This window comes from Brakhagea slesvicensis, from assembly GCF_052161625.1.
Taxonomy (GTDB): domain Bacteria; phylum Planctomycetota; class Planctomycetia; order Pirellulales; family Pirellulaceae; genus JBKCUI01.
In genome coordinates, this window is record NZ_CP197412.1 from 5,725,482 (window position 1) to 5,744,012 (window position 18,531).

Sequence of the window (18,531 nt, forward strand, 5' to 3'; positions counted from 1 at the left end):
TCGCCACCTGTGAAGTGGCGGGGAATGAGGCAAAAGTGTCAGAACTGTCCTGCGTTGCCTAGGAAGATCGCGCTTGCTTCGCGTCGTAGATCCGACTGATCAAGTCGGTGTAGCAATCGACCATGTTTTGCAGCGAAGCATGACTTTCTACAAATTGGCGACCGTTTCTACCAAGCTCCCGAGCATCGTCGGCTCGATCCAAGATCGATTGAATTCTCGTTTCGAAATCTGCGGCAGAACCGGGGGTCGCGGTGTAACCATTCCATCCATCGAGCACCGTGTCAGGAATCGATCCCACTCGAGAAGCGACCACGGGGACTTCACACGCGAGCGCTTCCAAAATGGAGACCGGACTCGCCTCGTTATGACTGGTCAATACAAAAAGATCCATCGCCGCCAAAAGCTGTGGGGTGTCGCTGCGGGAGCCCAAAAAATGAACGCAATGCTGCAATCCCATGGTCGCCCGTTGAACACGCAGGGCAGCTCGCTCTGGTCCATCTCCGATAATGACGAAATGGGCCCTTGGATTTCGTTCCTGTAGCCGCTTCGCTAGCTGAAGGAAGAGCGTGTGATTCTTTTCGGGGCGCAAGGCAGCCACAATTCCAATCAATTGGGCATCGCTCGGAATTCCAAGCTCCGATCGAACCTCTTGATAGGAGTTGGTCGAAGGAGCAAAGCGCCGTGTATCGACCCCATTAGGAATCACAAAGACTTTGGACTTGGGAAATCGCTCTTGCTCGACCAAGAACTCGCCGTGTGACTTCGCAACACCGATAAACCCATCGGTAATGCTTGTGAGCATGCGATTGAGCCTACCGATCCCATCAGGCCATCCCGTTGAGTGGAGTGCAGAGCAAATAACGGGCACGCCTGCACGCCTCGCCGCGAGTCGGCCCCAAAACATTTTGTCTCCTGCTCCAACCGTGATAACAGCATCCGTCTTCTCGCGCCGAAAGTGCTTCGTCAACCGATTCAAAACACCAACGTCGTATTTGTGTTTCAACAACCGATCGTAGACGGGGAAATCACTGCTGATCTCCTGCCCAAGCGGCCCCCTCTCCTTCAAGCAGACGACGCTTGGCTCGATTAGCGAATCATCGAATCCACGTACCAAATTCACCAGCAGCGTTTCAGCACCTCCCACTGGCATGCTCGTGATGACGAATGTTGTTCGCAGCGCTCGCTTCGTCGTAGGCAATGCAGTTGCCTGGGAGGAGTGTGTCGAGACCGATCGAAAGCGTGGAGATGCAACTGCGTTCATACTGGATGGGTTTGGATGTCAAAGGAGAAAAGAAGAAAAGGGCTTGGACTTAACCGTACCTAGACTTAACCTTGCGAGGACTGGCCTGACTCACTGGACGAATCAGACGGATGTTGAAACGCAGAAGGGTCGATCACCACCGGTGATTTCAAGTTGAGTTTGCGTGGATCGAGGGTGAGCCAGTTGGTCAAAGCAGCCATCCCCGGATCGCCGTGAATGCGCTGCAAATGGATGGTATCCTCCCCAGGCCAATTGAGGCCACCCGCTGCGGTAAGAAAGCATTCGAATCCCGCTTCCAACACCGCATCGATCGATTGCTGGGAGATGTTTTCTTTAAGGCCATATGGGAACGCGAAATAGGAAACCGGTTGCTGGCTCCAATCCTGCAACTTCTTTCTGGAATCCGAAATCTCGCGCCGTAACTGTTCGGACGAAAGTGTCTTTCCCAAGTCCAAATGGGTATGGGTATGTCCGCCGATGGTGATCCCCTGCGATGCCATGCGCCGGATCTCTTCAATGGTATTCGGTCGGAGAGGTACCCCCGCTGCGCGATCGTGCGGGAACGGCTCTCCGGACTCCACAAAGTGCGTCGACACGAAGTAGGTACAAGGTATTTTTCGATCCAAGATCTCGGGGATGGCGCGCTGGCAGTTATCGGAATAGCCATCGTCAAACGTCAGCGAGACCATCGCGATCCGGCGATGGCCATTCGATTGCGATTTTCGAATATCGCTCAACGAAGCAAAACGAGCGTGCTGCTGCACCCAGTTCAAGTGCTGGATAAAGTTCGCGTTCGAAATCGACCATGCGTTGGGATGCGTATCGGCGACGCGGTGGTAGAAGAGAACCGCAGCGGGATATGTTCCGGATGCCTCAAATTGCTTGGCCAGATGCAATCGAGTTCGCATCGTCGACCAGCGGTAAAGCGACAACGCGATTTCTCGTGAAATAGATGGCATGATTTAGAACTCCGTCGGTGAGGGACTTTCAAAAATTCGACGAAATTCAGTTTGTGCCAACTGCGAGAAGACAAATGGTCAGAGAAGACGGCCAAACCGTAGCGGTCGCAGCGGTTGTTCCGGCTTTGTCGACCTCGGGCTGGATTCCTCTCTCTACGACGGGATTCTCAAGTTTTTAACGAGGATTTCGGTCGATCTGTCAAAGAGGGGATGCATTCGCGAGAAACGAATAACGAGGTCATTCGGTGGAATTTGCCGCCACACTGTTAGGATTGTCTATTCTGGCCTGGAGCGTCTTCTTCCTGCGCGTCCATAACGTCTTCGCTGGCAGCGCTCTCTTCCTGATTGCGACAACGCTCTTTCCGCCCGAGTACCTGAAGCTGGATGTTGGAGGCCTTTCGCTTACGATCGACCGGGCATGGATTCTCGTCGTAGCAAGCCAATTCGCATGGGATCTTTATCATGGCAAGTCCCACTGGCGCAACATGACGGGAAGCGATGCGGTCCTCTTTCTGTTCTTGTCCTGGCTCATTCTTCGAACGCTGATGACACCCATTGGCAAAGAGATGCCGGGACAACCTTCGACGGTGATGCATCTCATCAATGGATACCTGGCACCGGTATTCCTCTACTTTCTGATGCGTCATTCGCGACTAAAGCCCTCCGACGCTTGGCCCGCGATCGCTCTGATGCTGATCTTTGGCGTCTATCTGAGCATCACTGCGATTCTTGAAATTACCAAGCAATGGAGTTTGGTCTGGCCGGCTTTTATCGCAGATCCGACGCTCGGGATTCACTTTGGCAGGGCTCGAGGCCCCATGCTGCAGTCGGTTCGGTTGGGGATGTGCCTTTGCTTTTGTCTTGCAATCCTCTGGGCATTCGTGTTGAGGTTGTATCCACACCAAAAATGGGCCTGGTTGACCACTCTCTCACTGTCCCCTCTGTTTCTCCTCGGAATTCTGCTGACTTACACGCGGAGCATTTGGATGGGTACGATCGCGGTCGTGATTATCTTGATGTCCACTTTGCTCACTGGCAAAACACGCGCGATTGCCCTTGGCTCCTTGGTCTTGTCCGGTGCGATGGGAGGACTCATTCTTGGACCGAGCCTCGTTGCATTTAAACGGGAGTACAGCGAAGCCGAAACGCTCGAAAGCACGAGGATGCGCGGCGCATTTGCCTATGTCTCCGTCCAAATGTTCAAAGATCGCCCCCTGGCTGGGTTTGGATTCAATCAGTTCCAAGTTCTCAATCGTCCCTACCTCGACGATCGCACCACTTCGATTCGACTCGAGTCCATACGAGGCTATGTCCACCACAATTCCTATCTCAGCTTGCTCGTCGATCTAGGGCTGATTGGAGCCGTTCTGTTCAGCTTCGTCGCTTGGAGTCAAATCCGAAATGGATGGACATTGCTTACCCACCCGCTGTCCAATCCTTTTGGTCGAAGCGCTGCCATCCTCGGTTTCTGTACCATCGCCGTCCATGCAATTCAAATGGCATTTCATGAGGTCTCTTTCTCCAGTATCGAGTACACGATCCTGGCCCTTTCCCTAGGGATGGTCCAAGTCTATCGCGACGAACTTGTCGAACAGACGCAACGATTTCGCAATGCCGCGCCCATGACTTAAGCGTCTTCCTTGGCTTCGGGTGACTCCCCCACATACTGCGTTTCGAGCGTCCGAGCCTCGACCCCTTGCTCCACCAAATAGCGCACGACGATATTGCTAAAGCCATGCGTAACCCATACGGATTCAGCCTCGGTTTCGCGAATGGTGTGAAGCAATCCCTCCCAGTCCACGTGATCGGAAAGCACGAACCCTCGGTCGACGGCCCGCCTCCGGCGCGTCCCGCGTATCGCCATCCAACCTGATGCGACCCCCGAGGAGTAATCTCCAAATCGACGCATCCAAGGACTCCCCTGCGCGCTGGGAGGCGCCAACACGATTCCCTCACTCCAACATGTCCCCAATGGAGCTTCACGCACGGGCATTGTCGCGGGCAGGGATCGCCCGGAAGCTCGGTAAGCGGCCGTTGTTCCCTCCATGGCGCCATGCAAATAAATGGGACCGCATCGATCCCCCATCATGGCCATCAATCGCTGGGCTTTGCCGAGTGAGTATGCGAACAGAACACTCGCGCGACCCTCCTCTTGGTTCTTTCGCTTCCACTCCACAATTTCGCCGGCAACAACGTCCGCGGAAGACCAGCGAAACACGGGCAATCCAAAGGTAGATTCCGTTACAAACAGATTGCACCGAAGCGGCGTAAAGGATTCGCAGGTAGGATCCGGTTGCCGCTTGTAATCACCACTTACGACCGCGGTGTATCCTTTGCTTTCGATACGAACCTGTGCCGAACCGAGAACATGTCCCGCCGGATGAAGCGACAATCGGACATCCCCTACCGTAATCGCTTCGCCATAGTCCAAAGTATCGAGGGAGATGGATGAACCGAGCCGCTCTCGAAGAAGCCGCTCACCATCCGCAACGCATAGATAGCGACTGGATCCCGCACGAGCGTGATCGCTGTGCGCATGCGTGATCACAGCACGCTCGACCGGTCGCCAAGGATCGATAAAAAAACCGCCCGGCTCGCAAAAGAGACCGGACGGTGTCCATTTCAAAAGATTCTGCAATTCGGATCACCCATCCGTCAACACTTGCTGCCCGATGGAACCCGGACAGACGATTAGTCACGACCCATTGTAACGCCAGGCCAATCGTCCGTTCGGAACGGTGTCACTGGAAGCCCGTTCTTGCTGAATAGATTGCACACTGGGTTAGTTGCCCAAGCGTAACGAACGGAAACCGGCGTTTTAACTTCCGGTGCAGACACTTCGATGCGCCCATCCTTCAAGATCTTCGCGGTTGCGTTGTAGAACTTCTTATCTTCGCCCGCGACCGTAAATCCGATGACCTCGTTCACATCAAATGGCCGCCAACCGGATCCCACATGCTTAAAGGACACAATCGCCTTGTCTCCTTCGACTGCCATGGAGTCGTATCGGGGGCTTTGGTAGTCGATCTGGATCCCATATTGCTTGGCCAACGCCCAACGCGCCAATCGCTTGCCAACGTCTTCCTTGTTGGTCGGGTGGATATCTTTCCCTTCACCGATATCGATGATAACGGCCTGCCCGGAGTTGGGAACTTTGTCCATGGCCATCGTCTGTGCCTCGCGAAGTTCCGCCCAGTCGCTATCGCCCGGCTCCTTCGCTTCGGCTTGGAAATCAGCCAGTTGCACCCAGTAGAACGGGAAGTCCCCTTGGCCCCATTCGTCACGCCAATTTTTGATCATGCGTGGGAACAGCTCGCGGTATTGGTAAGCACGACCTGCATTGGATTCACCTTGATACCAGATTGCGCCCTTGATGCCATATCCAAGGTGGGATTTGAGCACGCCGTTGTAAATATTACCGGGACGAGCATTTCCACTCATCTGGCGTCCGAGATCCCCCAAGCGTTTGTTTTCTTGATCGTTGCGATCTGCTTTGCTGTTCAACTTCGCGAACTCGTCCTCCATTCCCTTCCAGCGGTCCACCAATTTGGGGAACTCGGCACTCAAAACGCTACGATTGACCCAAGCTTCGCAGGCGGATCCGCCCCAAGCATTGTTGATCATCCCGATTGGCACATCGGTCGTTTGATGAAGCTGCCGAGCAAAAAAGTAACCGACGGCGGAAAAGCTGCCGACGCTCTCAGGAGTGGTGACCATCCACTTGCGATCGTCATGACTCCAAATCGCTTCCTGGGTTCCCTTTTGTGGGAAGTTGATCATTCGGATCTTCGGATATTTAGCAGAAAGCTTCTCCAAATCGGGATCGTTGGATGCGTTGACGGACCACTGCATGTTGGACTGACCTGAGCAGATCCAAACTTCACCGATGAGAACATCTTTAGCTTCGATCGTGCTGGAACCAGCTACCTTCAAGACGAGTGGTTCACCAAGCCCCATCGCGGGGAGCATGGCACTCCAATCCCCCTTGCTATCGGCCTTGCAAGTTACCTTTTTGTCACCGAGGGTGATCGTGACGGTTTCACCTGGCTCTCCCTTACCCCAAATCTTGTTCTCCTGCCCCTGCTGAAGCACCATATGATCGGAGAAGATATTAGGTAGCTTGATCTCGGCCTGAACCGAAGATGCCATCGACGAAAGGGAAGCCAACGCGGCGGTTAGCAAAAACCGAATTCTCATTACGATTTCCTTGAGGAGATTGGGAGGGAATCCTACCAAGGCTGCTAGCTGCAGCTGGAGGGTAAAGGCTGGATGGGGATAATCACTCCCCATTAGAGCCCTATCATACTAACGATTTCACGCCAAAACATGTGGTGGCCAAACGCCACGACAATTAAAGTTGCCAAGAGTGCGAGCGTCGCGGCCCGTGGATTTCGCCGAAATCCAATGGAAACGGGGACAAACGCGATCCATCCCACCACAAAGATGACGATCGCCGCTTGCCAACCCAATACGCCCCCCACCATCCATCCCGCTTGACGCCAATGGGTTCGGCCATCGCTGGCGACCCACTTTGGAAGCATGACGCTAGTGAGACTCGCCACCGCTCCTCCTATCACAAGCCCCGCCAACAGCGTGGAGCCCGTAGACAAAAACGAGATGGGGAATGGACGAGCAATGGACAGTCCATCGGACCATCGGACGAATTCCAACGGCAGATAAAAGAGTTTGGGACTGCAAACGATCACCACAAATCCAAACCATCCCAACCAAGGAAACCGGAGCCCACCCATACTCGACGAAACGAGCATGACCAAGGTCGCAAATAACATGGCGTGTTGTAAATAGGCAGTAATCAAAAGCCATTTCGGGGAGAATATGGTGTTCTCGAATCCGACAAAGGACTCGACTCGCCAGTTGGGTAGATTCGCTCCGCCGGTGATAAGCTCTCGAAACATCAGGACCATAAAGATGGAACCGATGATCACTTCCATCCACAAGTACCGAGTCGCGATCGGCAAATGACAAAAAGCACAACGCCCCTTGCACCACAACCATCCAATGACAGGAGTGTTATGGATAAATCGCAGCCGGTTGGCGCAAAAGGGACACTTCGATCCCCCAAAGACGATCCCTTTCCCAACCGGCCATCGTCCCGCGACGACGTTCAAGAAACTGCCGATGCTAGCGCCAAGGTAAAAGAACCAAAACGTCGCCAAGTATTGAATCGTTCGAATCAACTCGCGCTGAGGGGAACTCCACGTGTACGACCACGACTTTGGCTTGGGATTCCACCATTTCCGAATACTCTCCTCCCAAGCCACCCCGGGATAGGTGTACAGATACCATCCGAGCACCCATAGCAAAAGTGGTGCCACGAGCATCCAGTTGATCCGAGGTACGCGTCTTCTCCTGCGACGAATCCTAGGTGGTCCTACATCACCCTCGAGCGCCACCGATTGAGCAAAGGCATTGGTTCCATTCAAAGCGTTCCAAGAATTAGGAAGGTCGGTCAAAACGCAGCTCGTTGCTTCTGAACTTGATTGAGGATCTCTTTCAAAGGATCCTTCGTATTGGAATTCCCGCCCTCTTTCAAGTCCCGTTCGGACAGACGACGGACGGCCCCGGGATTCTCTTGCTCCTGCGCCGCTCGAAAGACGTCCAACTCCGTCCCCTCCACCAATTCATCCCCCGGAGGCAAGAGAAAAAAGCCAATGCTCCGAGGTTGATAATTGATATCCTCTACCACGTTGGGACTGGTACCCGTGCGATCGATGGCGATGGACTGTAGGAATATTTCGTAGACGCTCAAATCATACAACACAGCTGGGGGAACAGGGGTGGTGTACTGCTCGTCCACCCAGTTTCCAAAAGCATCGGTGATGGAAACGTTTTCCACGATCGTCCCCCCCGCATCCCGTTCGATCCGCACCATCTTTCTCCCGCCTGCAGGAACACGGATTTTCACGGGGTTGTCGGGAATCCTCCTGTCGGCGAACAGAACCAATAACTCGTCGCTATGACGATTTGCCAACTGGATATCGACCGGAGGTAACGGCGGATTAGGAACAAACTGCTGCTGCGTTGTCCGGAATTGAGGTACAGGCAAGGGGACAATAGGAGCCATGGGATACCAAATTTGCCACGGATCGTATGTCCAAGGCCGAACCCAAAGGCCACCTGATGTCGGAAACGTAAGGCACATCCCCGGATACATGACGCTTTCGAAATAATACCCTCCCCCCATGTAGCTTTGTACACGCCACAGTTGGTCGATTCCACCATGCACCGGGGATAGCAAAGCCGGAAAGCCCCCACTCCCTATCGCCCCGCCACCAAACGCGCCCCCCGGCGGAAAGACTCCCCCTCCAAAGCTAGGACCGGTCGGAAAACCTCTCGTTCCACGCCTTGCTCGGATCTCATCACGGGGTTGTGGCCCTCCCACTCCAATCGCCATCCACCTGGAATCGACCCGCTGCTGGATCCTTATTAAATCGTCGCGAACGGGCTGAATGAACCAAGCGGCGCTCGGTCCATCTGCCGCGTTGAGCAACTGAAACCGATCGATCCCCTCCATGGACAAATAACGCCTAGTGCTGGGGCCGATGCCAAAGTTCATGGCGGACATCGCCGGCAATGCTCCAACAACAGTCCCCGATTCGCTTCGCTGCGTCGAACTGGGCAATTGACTAGGAGTTGGTAACTGCCGTGGTACCGAAGGCGGTTGCTCGAGCAGATTGGGAAGAACTTCGGGCCCCGTGGATTCTGCGTCGACGTCTCCGAGACGATGAACTGTCATTCGGCTGGGAACAAATTGAATGCGTCCCTGCTGCAATGTTCCAATCTGCATCCCCCCGCTGCCACTAGATGGCCATCGAATGATCTGCTGCAACTCGCGCGAACTATAGCTCACGAACGAACCATCGTCTGTGTCGTAGCGAGACAATCTTTTGTAACGTGATGCCGCTCCATCGGGGGAACGAATCGTCAACTCATCGCTCGTCAAGGTTGCTCGGGAAGGACGGGCCAATCCAGGTGCCTTGAGCTCGAACTGACCAGACTGCAACCGGCCGGAATTCGTGGCAGTCGCCTGCTGGGGAACGGCATAAACCGAGCCCTGTTGCAACACCCAGGCCAAGACCCAAAACCACACCCAACATCGTTTGAGATCAAGACGGTCCATGGTTCGATTTCCTTCAACGGAGGACCAGCGACCGAACAAACATCAAAGGGCGAAGGCGTCCTCCTCCTCTTGCTCGGCATAAATCGGAAGATAGCGGTAGTATACCTCTAGAATCATCGTCGCCATACACGTCGTGTAGAATCGTCCGGCCGAATCGGTACTATGTCCGTCGTCCCAATACCAACTCCCTGCGGAATGTCCTGATTGAGATTGGGTCGAAACGAGCTGATCTCGCATTTTCGCATTCCACTTCTCCCAGACATCTCCCCCCATCTGTTTCATGACTTGGGTCGCGTAGTAGTTGTAATAAGTCGTCGACTTGCTCGGCCCGGCCTTGCTGAACTTCTCTACCATCCCCTGCAGCGATGCATGGTCCTTCTTCATGCCCGAGTACATTCGACACAATGCGGCCGCGGCCGTGCAACTCGCGTTATAACCTGCTTTGCTCGCCATCCTCTTGAAATCGTAGTGGTAGGCGGTTCCATTATCCCAAGCCATTTGATCGAGAAAAAGATTGGCTTTTCGCACAACATTGATATCCACTGCCAATCCACTCATCGATGCGCTTTTGAGTGCCATCATCTGCCACCCCACCACGGAGGTATCCCCCAGCCCACCGGGTGCATAATGCCATCCTCCTGTCGAAGCATTCTGGGCGAAGGCCAAAAAATTCACACCTGCCTGCGCCGGCTCCAATAGCTTTGGGTCACGCGTCATTCCAAAGGCTTCGCACAGCGCCGTCGTGGCGATGCCATGAGCATACATGTCATCAAGCCCCTTACCCCCTTCACCGACCCACCATGACCCCATCCCTTTTTGATACTTCACATTCCGGATCAAGAAGCTCAAACCTTTGAACACTTCCTCCTTGTACTCACCCTCCATGTGCGTCTGCCCTGCGCCGAGGAAGCAAAGGAGCGCTAGCCCTGTCGCTGCATTAAAGCTCTTATCGCGCCGCCCCGAATGGTCGCACTGGTTGTTGCAAACCATCCCATGCGCTAACGTCCAAGCCCCGGTTTGCTTGTTTTGGTGCTCGGCAAGCCACTTCAAGGCCATGGAAACGGCGCGCTCGGTGTCGCTCGTGCCGCCAAACTTCTTCAGCAACTCACGCTTCGCCTCTTTGGATCGCCCTGTCATCGCGGCTTTCATCGCGGCATTGCTCTGCGCGGACATCGCGCTTTGGGGAGCGAGACTCGCAGAACTCGGAATGGTTAGATCCGGACCGCTCGGTAACACAATCTCCGAAAAGTCGGACTCAGCGATAGTGGATGTATCCACGGCCGGCATCTCGGATGGGATATTCTCCGATTCGGATACCTCCAAACTCGACGCCTCGGCTGCCGAGAGCTCGACTTGCTCCAAATCCTCACCCTCGTCGAGCGCTTCGCCCGCCGTCAACATGAGCTTGATCTCTTTCTGGATGGGCTCAATGTTCCATGCAGCCAATGCGAGGATCGCGCCCACATGGACCACAGTGCTGATCAACCAACTCGGCATCGACCGCCAGAAAGCACGAAACCACGATCGGTTCGGGGCGGCTGCGGACTCCTTCTCCAAAACCATTTCACTTTTGTGAACGTCACCCGCGACCTCCCCTGCTGCCACATGGGAATGAAAGGACTGTTCGAAACTTTCTGGCACCTGTCGATTTGAAGCATCATCCATCGCCGATTTCCAATCTCCCAGCAGTTCCAAGCCGTTTTCAACGCAACTCGCACCCGCACCCAATCGATTCCGCCATTTCCATCATCTTAGCATTAGCGGGGCGCAAAAGTACTCAAACGGCCCGGAAGGCAGATTGGACCGACGCTCAAGGTGCCGAGGAAAAGAGCTTGGGAAGATCTACCGACAGGGACTCCCAAGCATCGGCGGCCCGCTGAAAGTCGACCTCTGCCCAACGCACCGGAGCGGTGGGTGCAGCCCTGGATTGCTCCTTCGCGTCCGGCCAAATTGGGAAATGGGCTCCATTCCCCATCACCAATCTCCCCTCCACGGTTTCCGTGACCAAGTGATCCGCGAGCAACCCCGCCGCGACCGGATGGGGAGCCTTTTTCATGACCGCAATCGTGTTGGGAATGAACAACGTTCCAATCTCCCCCGCGCCTTGATCCGGGAACACTATCTCCACCGGTTTTCCTGACTCGACCTCGCCGATCGCATCATCCGTATCGGTCAAACACCAATCCAAATCACCTTGCCCCACTGCTATCGCAACTTGCTTGTTGCCAGCCAGCACGACGGCATTCCCATGCACTCCCGCAATCCACTTCTCCCAACTCCAAACGCCCCCCGTTCCGTTTCCAGCCCCGCCCAATCCCTCGCGGGGAAGAATCTTCGATGCGTGGCTCGCCAAGACGGCCATGTGCGTGGCCGTCGTACCATACATTGGATAGGCGACCCCACATCGGCGATTCCATTTCGGATCCGCTAACTCCAGCACGGAACTAGGCCAGCCCTCTCGATCGGGAAGATTGGTCTTATTCACAAGGAGTACGCGGCCGCGCGCTGCAATGCCAACCCAGCTTCCATCCGCTGCTCGAAACGATTTAGGCCAAGCGTCTGGGATCTTCCACTTGCGAGCCTGCAACAACCCCTGCTTTTGAAGTCGCAAAGTATGCAAGATCTCGTTGTTCCAAAAACAATCGCACTTGGGCTGACTCGCTTCCCCTTCGATGCGGGAAACTAGACCTAAGGTCTTGCTCGCCTCGACATCGAACTGCCGCAACACCTCAACCCCCGCGTTCTGCCTCTCAAAGCCGTCGAGAATCGGAGCAGCAAACTCACGGTCGGCCGCCGCATAAATCGTCACTTGATTCTCTGCCCTGCGAATGCATCCGGCAAAGGTCAACGCAAAAGCGAAGGCCAAGCCAACTCCGGCGAACAGTCGTTCGCATCGTCGAGTCGAACATGATCGTGACGGTAGTTGGTTTTCCTTCGTCAAAGAACTATGACTTTCTTGGGGGACAAACTTAATTTGGGTTCTAACTTACTTCAGGGACTGCCCAGAGGACTTTCTGCGGAACCGTGAGAGGTCTCTCCAAAGAAGAGACCGGACTAACTCGGTGCAATCGAATCGCTACGCCATCTTGATCAATTTGCTGACCCGACCGGACTGCACCCACTCGGCGACGTAAATATTACCCACTAGATCAAAACATGCATCGTGGGGATGAACGAATTTTCCATCGATCCACTTCGACTCGTCGCGACGAATTGTGTTTCCTTTGTCTCCGCCGATTCGCTCCACATCACTGCCCAAGGTCGCCACGGTCTTGTAGTCCTTGTCCAAAAGCGATACGCGTGCCCTCAATTCCGGAACCAGTAGCAAATCCCCCCGAAGATCGACGTTCGCTGGCAACCCAAATCCGGTGATAGTCCGCTCGTACTTGCCATCGATGCTGAAGATCTGAAGCGTGTGGTGCGCTCGATCCGTTACCACAATCTTGGGGGCTTGCGGATTCCGATCATCGATCCACAGTCCATGAGGCGTATTGAATTTCCCTTCCCCCTCACCTACCCCACCAAACGACGAGAGCCACTTCCCGTCCTTGTCGAATCGATGGATGTGAAAGGCGCCATAGCCGTCCGCTAAGAAGAAACCTCCATCAGGAAGGAACGCAAAATTGGTAGGAAGAAATCGATCCTTCCCCCAAACTTTCGTGGGATTGGTCGCTTCGTCGGCATGATAAATCTTGGACTCGGTCGGCGCGAACTTTTTCCATACCGTCTCCCCCTTGAGCGTCAACTTCGCAAACGCCTTCACCTGCTGGTAAGCGGCTACGTACAAGAACTGCTCACTTCCCTCGGTGCGAACCTCAATACCATGTCCCCCACCCTGGAATTCACTCCCGAAGGCGCGAATAAACTTTCCTTTGTCATCGAAGACAAAGATCGATGGATGGTCTTTCTGATTGTCGCGACCTTCATGAATGACGTACAAGTTATTTTCGGCATCCACGGCGACGTTGTGGGTCGTTTGCCAAGTGTACTGGCTTGGAAGCTGAACACATTGATGCACCAAACGATAGCTATGAGGTCCCTCCCCAACAATGATCTCTTCGCCAGATGCCGTCGAAGCGTTTGACGATGCACTCGCGGTCAAGCCGTGGTAGCCGACCAATCCCACCGCGCCCGCCGCCGCAGACCTTTGGAGCAGTGTTCGTCGATTCCAAGTAACAGATCGCAATGGTTTGTTCAAGTTCATGGTGAATTTGCAGAGAGAGGTGAGAGGTTGGAGCCTTCGAGGAAATGCATCCTGTAGGCCCTCTAGTATACATGCCGAGTGAAAGCGGCGGCAATCGGGCACTGGCTAAGGATGATTCGATATCAGCTTTCGATTGGAATCCATTCCTAAACCGGTGACCCCAGCGACGACGAAGCAAATGGAAAAGGCCCAAAAGCAAGCATCCCACCCGTACTGGCGCTGGATCATCGAGATAGCAACAGGACTTAGCCCCGCTCCAAAATTACCAAACATATTGACCCACCCAAGCACCTTTCCGGCATGCCGGCCGCCAATATCCTGCGAGAATGCCCAGACCGATGGATTCGATATGTCGGCGGCAATCGCCATGACGCTAAGCAAGGCGACGAAACTCAACGGATGGGTGAACCAAGGGCAGACGAATGACGCGATGCCACAGACGAACATGCTCAACGCGATCGGCAATGACCGCCCCCATCGCAAACCGAATCGTCGTGCCGTCCAATCCGTAATGATCCCCCCTGCTACCATCCCAACACAGCTTACCCACGCCGGTACGGAGGACAGGAAACCCGCTTCCACTTTCCCAACACCCAGCTCTCCTGTGAGGTAACTAGGCAAATCACTCAACAAAAACACCCAGCCAAAATTGAGCAGGAATTGAACCAGGCTCGCGCGAATGAGATTCGGCTCCACCAACATTCGACCGAACGTCAAATCTCCAGTCTCAGGCGCATCACGTTGTTCCTCCCCCTCGCCAGCGATTGAATCGGAATCAGGACCGTCAGTCCCCGCCTGCGAATCCAGGTTCGATGCATCTTTTGCGAGAAGGTGAAAGGGAACTGCCAATAAGATTCCGACGACTCCGTATAAAATCAGAACCGCTCGCCAACTCGAGAAAGCAACCTCTAGAATCGGCGTGAGAAACTGTGAAATGGCCCAACCAAGACGCCCACCGAATGTTACGGCACTGCAAGCTCGGCCGCGCAGCCGCGCCGGAAACCAGCCTCGTATCAATGCGTTGGCGTTGGGATACGCTCCGGCTTCTGCAAGCCCCAACGCAACGCGAGAGGCGATCAATACCGCGAACGATTGCGAGAGCCCCGTTAGGATCGTCGCGCCCGACCATAACACGAGAAAAGCGGTCAATACGGTCTTGAACCCAAACCTCAATCCCAACGCTGCCGCGGGGACTTGCCCCAACGCATATGCCCAGAAAAAGGCTCCGATGAAGTAAGCGGCCTCGTCACGCTCCCAACCAAACTCGGCAGAAATCGATCCTCGCAGTTGCCCGACCGCCGCTCGATCGACATACATGTTGACCGCGAGAAGCACCGTTCCGATCAATACGATCGCACTCGTTCGATTCGGAAGATTCTGTACCATCAGGGGCTTTCGTAGATGTCCTGGAACTGGCGAGGACCGACCAACTAGTCGTTCATGGGTGGGCTAGAATACTATAGCCCATTTTGTCCGTCGTTTGCCCTCCCTCCACGGTTTACTCTCTCCTGTAGGACGCGTCGCATGACTCCCCCAAACCGTTTGACCATTCACCTGTTGCCAATCCTCGGATCTTGGCTCGTTTTGCTGCTGACACCAAGTTGGTCGAGCGCGCAAAGCAACCCTTCCGTGCGTCCCAACATCCTCTGGATCACTTCCGAAGACAATGGTCCACAACTCGGCTGCTACGGTGACCGCTTCGCCACAAGCCCCCATATCGACGCACTTGCAGCCAAAGGTCTACGATTCAATCGATGTTGGTCCAATGCCCCCGTCTGCGCTCCCGCTCGCACCACCATCATCACGGGCATGTACGCGACCTCCTTCGGCGCGTCAAACATGCGGAGCCGAGGGACTCGCAAACCAAATACGCTTCTTCTCCCCGAACTCTTGCGCGCCGAAGGCTACTATTGCACCAACAATGTGAAGGAAGACTACAACTTCAACGCAACGACCAAACCATGGAACGAGTCGAGTAACAAAGCGCATTGGCGCAATCGCCCGGAACAATCTCCCTTCTTCTCGGTCTTCAATTTCACAACCACCCACGAAAGCCAAATTCGAAAACGACCGCATGACGCTCAGAAAGACCCGTCCCAAGTCCCGGTCCCACCATACCATCCCGACCTTCCCGAAGTCCGACAGGATTGGGCGCAGTACTATGACAAGATCGAAGAAATGGACGGCCAAGTCGGAAAGGTTCTTCAACAACTGGAATCCGATGGCCTAGCCGATTCCACCATCGTCTTCTACTTCGGCGACCACGGAAGCGGAATGCCTCGCAGCAAACGATGGCTGTATCAAAGCGGCCTACACGTCCCGATGATTGTTTACGTCCCAGAGAAACTACGTCCCGTGGCTGGCGAGTCCTACCAACCCGCCAGCGCCTCCGATCGGTTGATCTCGTTCGTCGATCTCGTACCCACCGTCCTCCGTCTGACCGGTGCGGCCATTCCGTCTTACTTGGAAGGATCTCCTTTCCTAGGAACGAACATTCCAGATGCACCGAAGTTCGCATTTGGTTTTCGAGATCGCATGGATGAGAGAATCGACATGTCGCGCGCCGTTCGCAATGACCGATACCTCTACATCAAAAACTTCATGCCGTTTCGCCCTCAAGGGACTTTTCTGACCTACATGTTCCAAACTCCGACTACGCAAGTCTGGAAGAAGGCATTCGACGATGGAAAACTGAATGAAGCGCAAAGCTTCTTTTGGAAGCCAAAGCCCGCTGAAGAACTCTATGATTTGTCCACGGATCCGTTCCAAATCAAAAACTTGGCGGGCTCCACGGCATTGGCGAACATCCAAGCAGATCTCCGGGAACAATTGCGAAACCATATGATCCGCACGAAGGATCAAGGTGTGGTCCCGGAAGCCGTCGTGAAAGCAAATCAAATCGATCCGGACTGGAATTGGAACGATTTGGTCGATGCCGCATTTCAAGGCTCGACGCTAGACGGTCCAGCTCCCGACCTTCGCTCCGAAAATCCAATCATTCGGTATTGGGCCGCTCAACGGCTTTGCTACGCCAGTGTCGACCAGCCATCCCCCGCGAGATTCCAAGCTACCTACTTGCCGCTGCTCGATGATCCACACCCGAGCGTCCGTATCCCGGCTGCCGAAGCCGCTTGCAGGTCAAACGATCCCGATCTAAAACGCCGAGGCCTCGAAACACTTCTCCAATGCTGCGACGTCGAGAAATGGGGAGGGATGCAAGCGATCGCGGCGATGAATAGTTTGGTCAATCTCCAAGCCACCGTCGACGAATCCCAGCGTCAAGTGATTGGAAACGATCCCGCGTTGGAACCGGTCTACCGGGAATACGTCTCCCGATTGCTAGAAACTCTCGCATCGCAACAAAATTAATCTTGGTGTAAGCTACCGCTTCGATTTCCCGGGCCCCTTCGGCTTCGCAGTGTTCCATACGCGTTTTCATCCAAATGCTCATGAGCGGTGATATTGTTTTGGCTGTCGATCTCGGTGCATCCAGCGGTCGCGTCTTGGCTGCGGAAATCTTGCAGGATCGCATCCAACTGCACGATGTGCACCGATTTGAAAACGTCCCGGTCCATGTCGGCCGCCGATTGCATTGGGACATCGTCGGCTTGTGGAGCGATGTCGAGGAAGGTCTCCGGCTCGCCGCCCTTCGCTTTGGAGACCGAATCGCCAGCGTCGGGGTCGACACCTGGGGAGTCGACTACGTCCTGCTCGACCGAAACGACGATCTCGTCGGCCCAGCCTTTTGCTACCGCGATTCGCGTACGAACGGTCTCATGCATCAAGCGTTTGACCGTCTAACTCGGAAGGAAATCTTTGCCAATAGCGGACTCCAATTCATGGAGATCAACACGCTTTACCAACTTTGGAGCATGCGAGTCGAGAACTCTCCACAACTCGATATCGCCGAAAACTTTTTGATGATCCCCGATTTCTTCCACTGGCAGCTGTCGGGGCATAAAGTCAACGAAGCTACGAACGCGAGCACCACTCAACTGTTGGATCCTAACAAGCGGGACTGGTCCGATCGCATTCTGGATGCCTTCCAAATACCGCGAAACCTTTTTTTGCCGCCGGTCCAGCCCGGTACGATCCTTGGGCCGGTCGTCCCCAAGCTTCGCACCCGCACGGGCTTGCCCGATTCCTGCCAAGTCATCGTGCCGGCGACGCACGACACGGGCTCAGCGGTCATCGCTGTCCCCGCCGAAGGCTTTGCTGAAACGACTCCGAATTGGTGCTACATCAGCTCCGGAACATGGTCCCTCATGGGTGTGGAGCTGGCTTCCCCAGTCCTTACCGACGCGTGCCACGATTTGAACTTCACCAACGAAGGGGGCGCGAATGGGAGCGTTCGGCTTCTTAAAAACATCGCAGGACTCTGGCCATTTCAACAACTGCGAGCCTCTTGGCTTCGCAAAGGAACGGAAATCGGCTGGTCCGAACTGACCGCATTGGCCTCCCAAGCCTCACCCCTACAGACCTTTATCGATATCGAACACCCCATGTTCGTGGCCCCGGAAGATATGCTGGCAGAAATCGAAAAGTACCTGCGAGGTACGCATCAACCGATCCCCGATGCAGGCGGGCTCGCTCGAACTCTATTGGAAAGCCTAGCCCTGCGATACCGAACCTGCCTGGAATGGCTCGAATCAATTCTCGGCTACCGATTAGAAACCATCCACATCGTCGGTGGTGGCGTTCAAAATCAACTTCTGTGCCAAATGACAGCCGACGCATGCAACCGAAAAGTGGTCGCTGGCCCCGTCGAAGCCACCGCGCTGGGCAACGTTGCCACCCAATGCATCGCTCTCGGCCGATTCTCCAATATCCAAGAAGTCAGAAATTGGATGCGGGCAATGCCTGACATCCAAACCTATGAACCCCAGTCTCCTCATCTTTGGAGCGATGCAGCCGATCGATTCCAAAAAGTGACCGCGCAGTTCCGCTAGGCATAACAGCATAACAG

The 18,531-nt window shown here is 54.7% G+C and carries 13 protein-coding genes; 3 read left to right on the forward strand and 10 right to left on the reverse strand.

Features of this window, described 5'->3' with window-relative positions; genetic code table 11:
- Positions 1–58 precede the first annotated feature (58 nt).
- Positions 59–1,198, reverse strand: a complete 1,140-nt coding sequence (locus SH467x_RS21655; RefSeq protein ID WP_482369175.1) for a glycosyltransferase — start codon at positions 1,196–1,198, stop codon at positions 59–61.
- Between the two features lie 128 nt (positions 1,199–1,326).
- Positions 1,327–2,220, reverse strand: coding sequence for a polysaccharide deacetylase family protein (locus tag SH467x_RS21660; RefSeq protein ID WP_482369176.1), 894 nt, complete (start codon positions 2,218–2,220; stop codon positions 1,327–1,329).
- A 245-nt stretch (positions 2,221–2,465) separates the two neighbouring features.
- Between SH467x_RS21660 and SH467x_RS21665 the strand changes: the two genes are divergently transcribed.
- The gene (locus SH467x_RS21665; RefSeq protein WP_482369177.1) at positions 2,466–3,851 is read left to right on the forward strand and encodes an O-antigen ligase family protein; all 1,386 of its coding nucleotides are present in this window, start codon (positions 2,466–2,468) and stop codon (positions 3,849–3,851) included.
- On the opposite strand, the gene SH467x_RS21670 is transcribed toward SH467x_RS21665, so the two are convergent.
- The 8 genes from SH467x_RS21670 to SH467x_RS21705 all read right to left on the reverse strand — a co-directional run bounded on the left by SH467x_RS21670 (position 3,848) and on the right by SH467x_RS21705 (position 14,951).
- Positions 3,848–4,846, reverse strand: coding sequence for a ligase-associated DNA damage response exonuclease (locus SH467x_RS21670; protein ID WP_482369178.1), 999 nt, complete (start codon positions 4,844–4,846; stop codon positions 3,848–3,850). The two genes, SH467x_RS21665 and SH467x_RS21670, sit on opposite strands and share 4 nt — an antisense overlap.
- Before the next feature lie 65 nt (positions 4,847–4,911).
- Positions 4,912–6,417, reverse strand: coding sequence for a sialate O-acetylesterase (locus SH467x_RS21675; protein ID WP_482369179.1), 1,506 nt, complete (start codon positions 6,415–6,417; stop codon positions 4,912–4,914).
- Between the two features lie 92 nt (positions 6,418–6,509).
- Positions 6,510–7,562: a prepilin peptidase gene (locus SH467x_RS21680; protein WP_482369180.1), complete on the reverse strand. Its 1,053-nt coding sequence runs from the start codon at positions 7,560–7,562 to the stop codon at positions 6,510–6,512.
- Positions 7,563–7,690: 128 nt separating this feature from the next.
- Positions 7,691–9,361, reverse strand: coding sequence for a hypothetical protein (locus SH467x_RS21685; RefSeq protein WP_482369181.1), 1,671 nt, complete (start codon positions 9,359–9,361; stop codon positions 7,691–7,693).
- Between the two features lie 42 nt (positions 9,362–9,403).
- Positions 9,404–11,026: a prenyltransferase/squalene oxidase repeat-containing protein gene (locus tag SH467x_RS21690; RefSeq protein ID WP_482369182.1), complete on the reverse strand. Its 1,623-nt coding sequence runs from the start codon at positions 11,024–11,026 to the stop codon at positions 9,404–9,406.
- A gap of 145 nt (positions 11,027–11,171) precedes the next feature.
- Positions 11,172–12,227 carry an extracellular solute-binding protein gene (locus tag SH467x_RS21695; RefSeq protein WP_482369183.1) on the reverse strand — a complete coding sequence of 352 codons (1,056 nt, stop codon included), beginning with the start codon at positions 12,225–12,227 and terminating at the stop codon, positions 11,172–11,174.
- A 210-nt stretch (positions 12,228–12,437) separates the two neighbouring features.
- Positions 12,438–13,565 carry an NHL repeat-containing protein gene (locus tag SH467x_RS21700; RefSeq protein ID WP_482369184.1) on the reverse strand — a complete coding sequence of 376 codons (1,128 nt, stop codon included), beginning with the start codon at positions 13,563–13,565 and terminating at the stop codon, positions 12,438–12,440.
- A gap of 105 nt (positions 13,566–13,670) precedes the next feature.
- On the reverse strand, positions 13,671–14,951 hold the full coding sequence (locus SH467x_RS21705) for an MFS transporter (protein WP_482369185.1): 1,281 nt from the start codon (positions 14,949–14,951) through the stop codon (positions 13,671–13,673).
- Positions 14,952–15,089: 138 nt separating this feature from the next.
- On the opposite strand from SH467x_RS21705, the gene SH467x_RS21710 reads away from it, so the two are divergent.
- A complete protein-coding gene (locus tag SH467x_RS21710) occupies positions 15,090–16,934 on the forward strand; it encodes a sulfatase family protein (RefSeq protein WP_482369186.1) in 1,845 nt (614 codons plus the stop codon).
- A gap of 80 nt (positions 16,935–17,014) precedes the next feature.
- Complete coding sequence (locus SH467x_RS21715; protein WP_482369187.1) at positions 17,015–18,514, forward strand: rhamnulokinase; 1,500 nt, start codon at positions 17,015–17,017, stop codon at positions 18,512–18,514.
- The last annotated feature ends 17 nt before the right edge of the window (positions 18,515–18,531 follow it).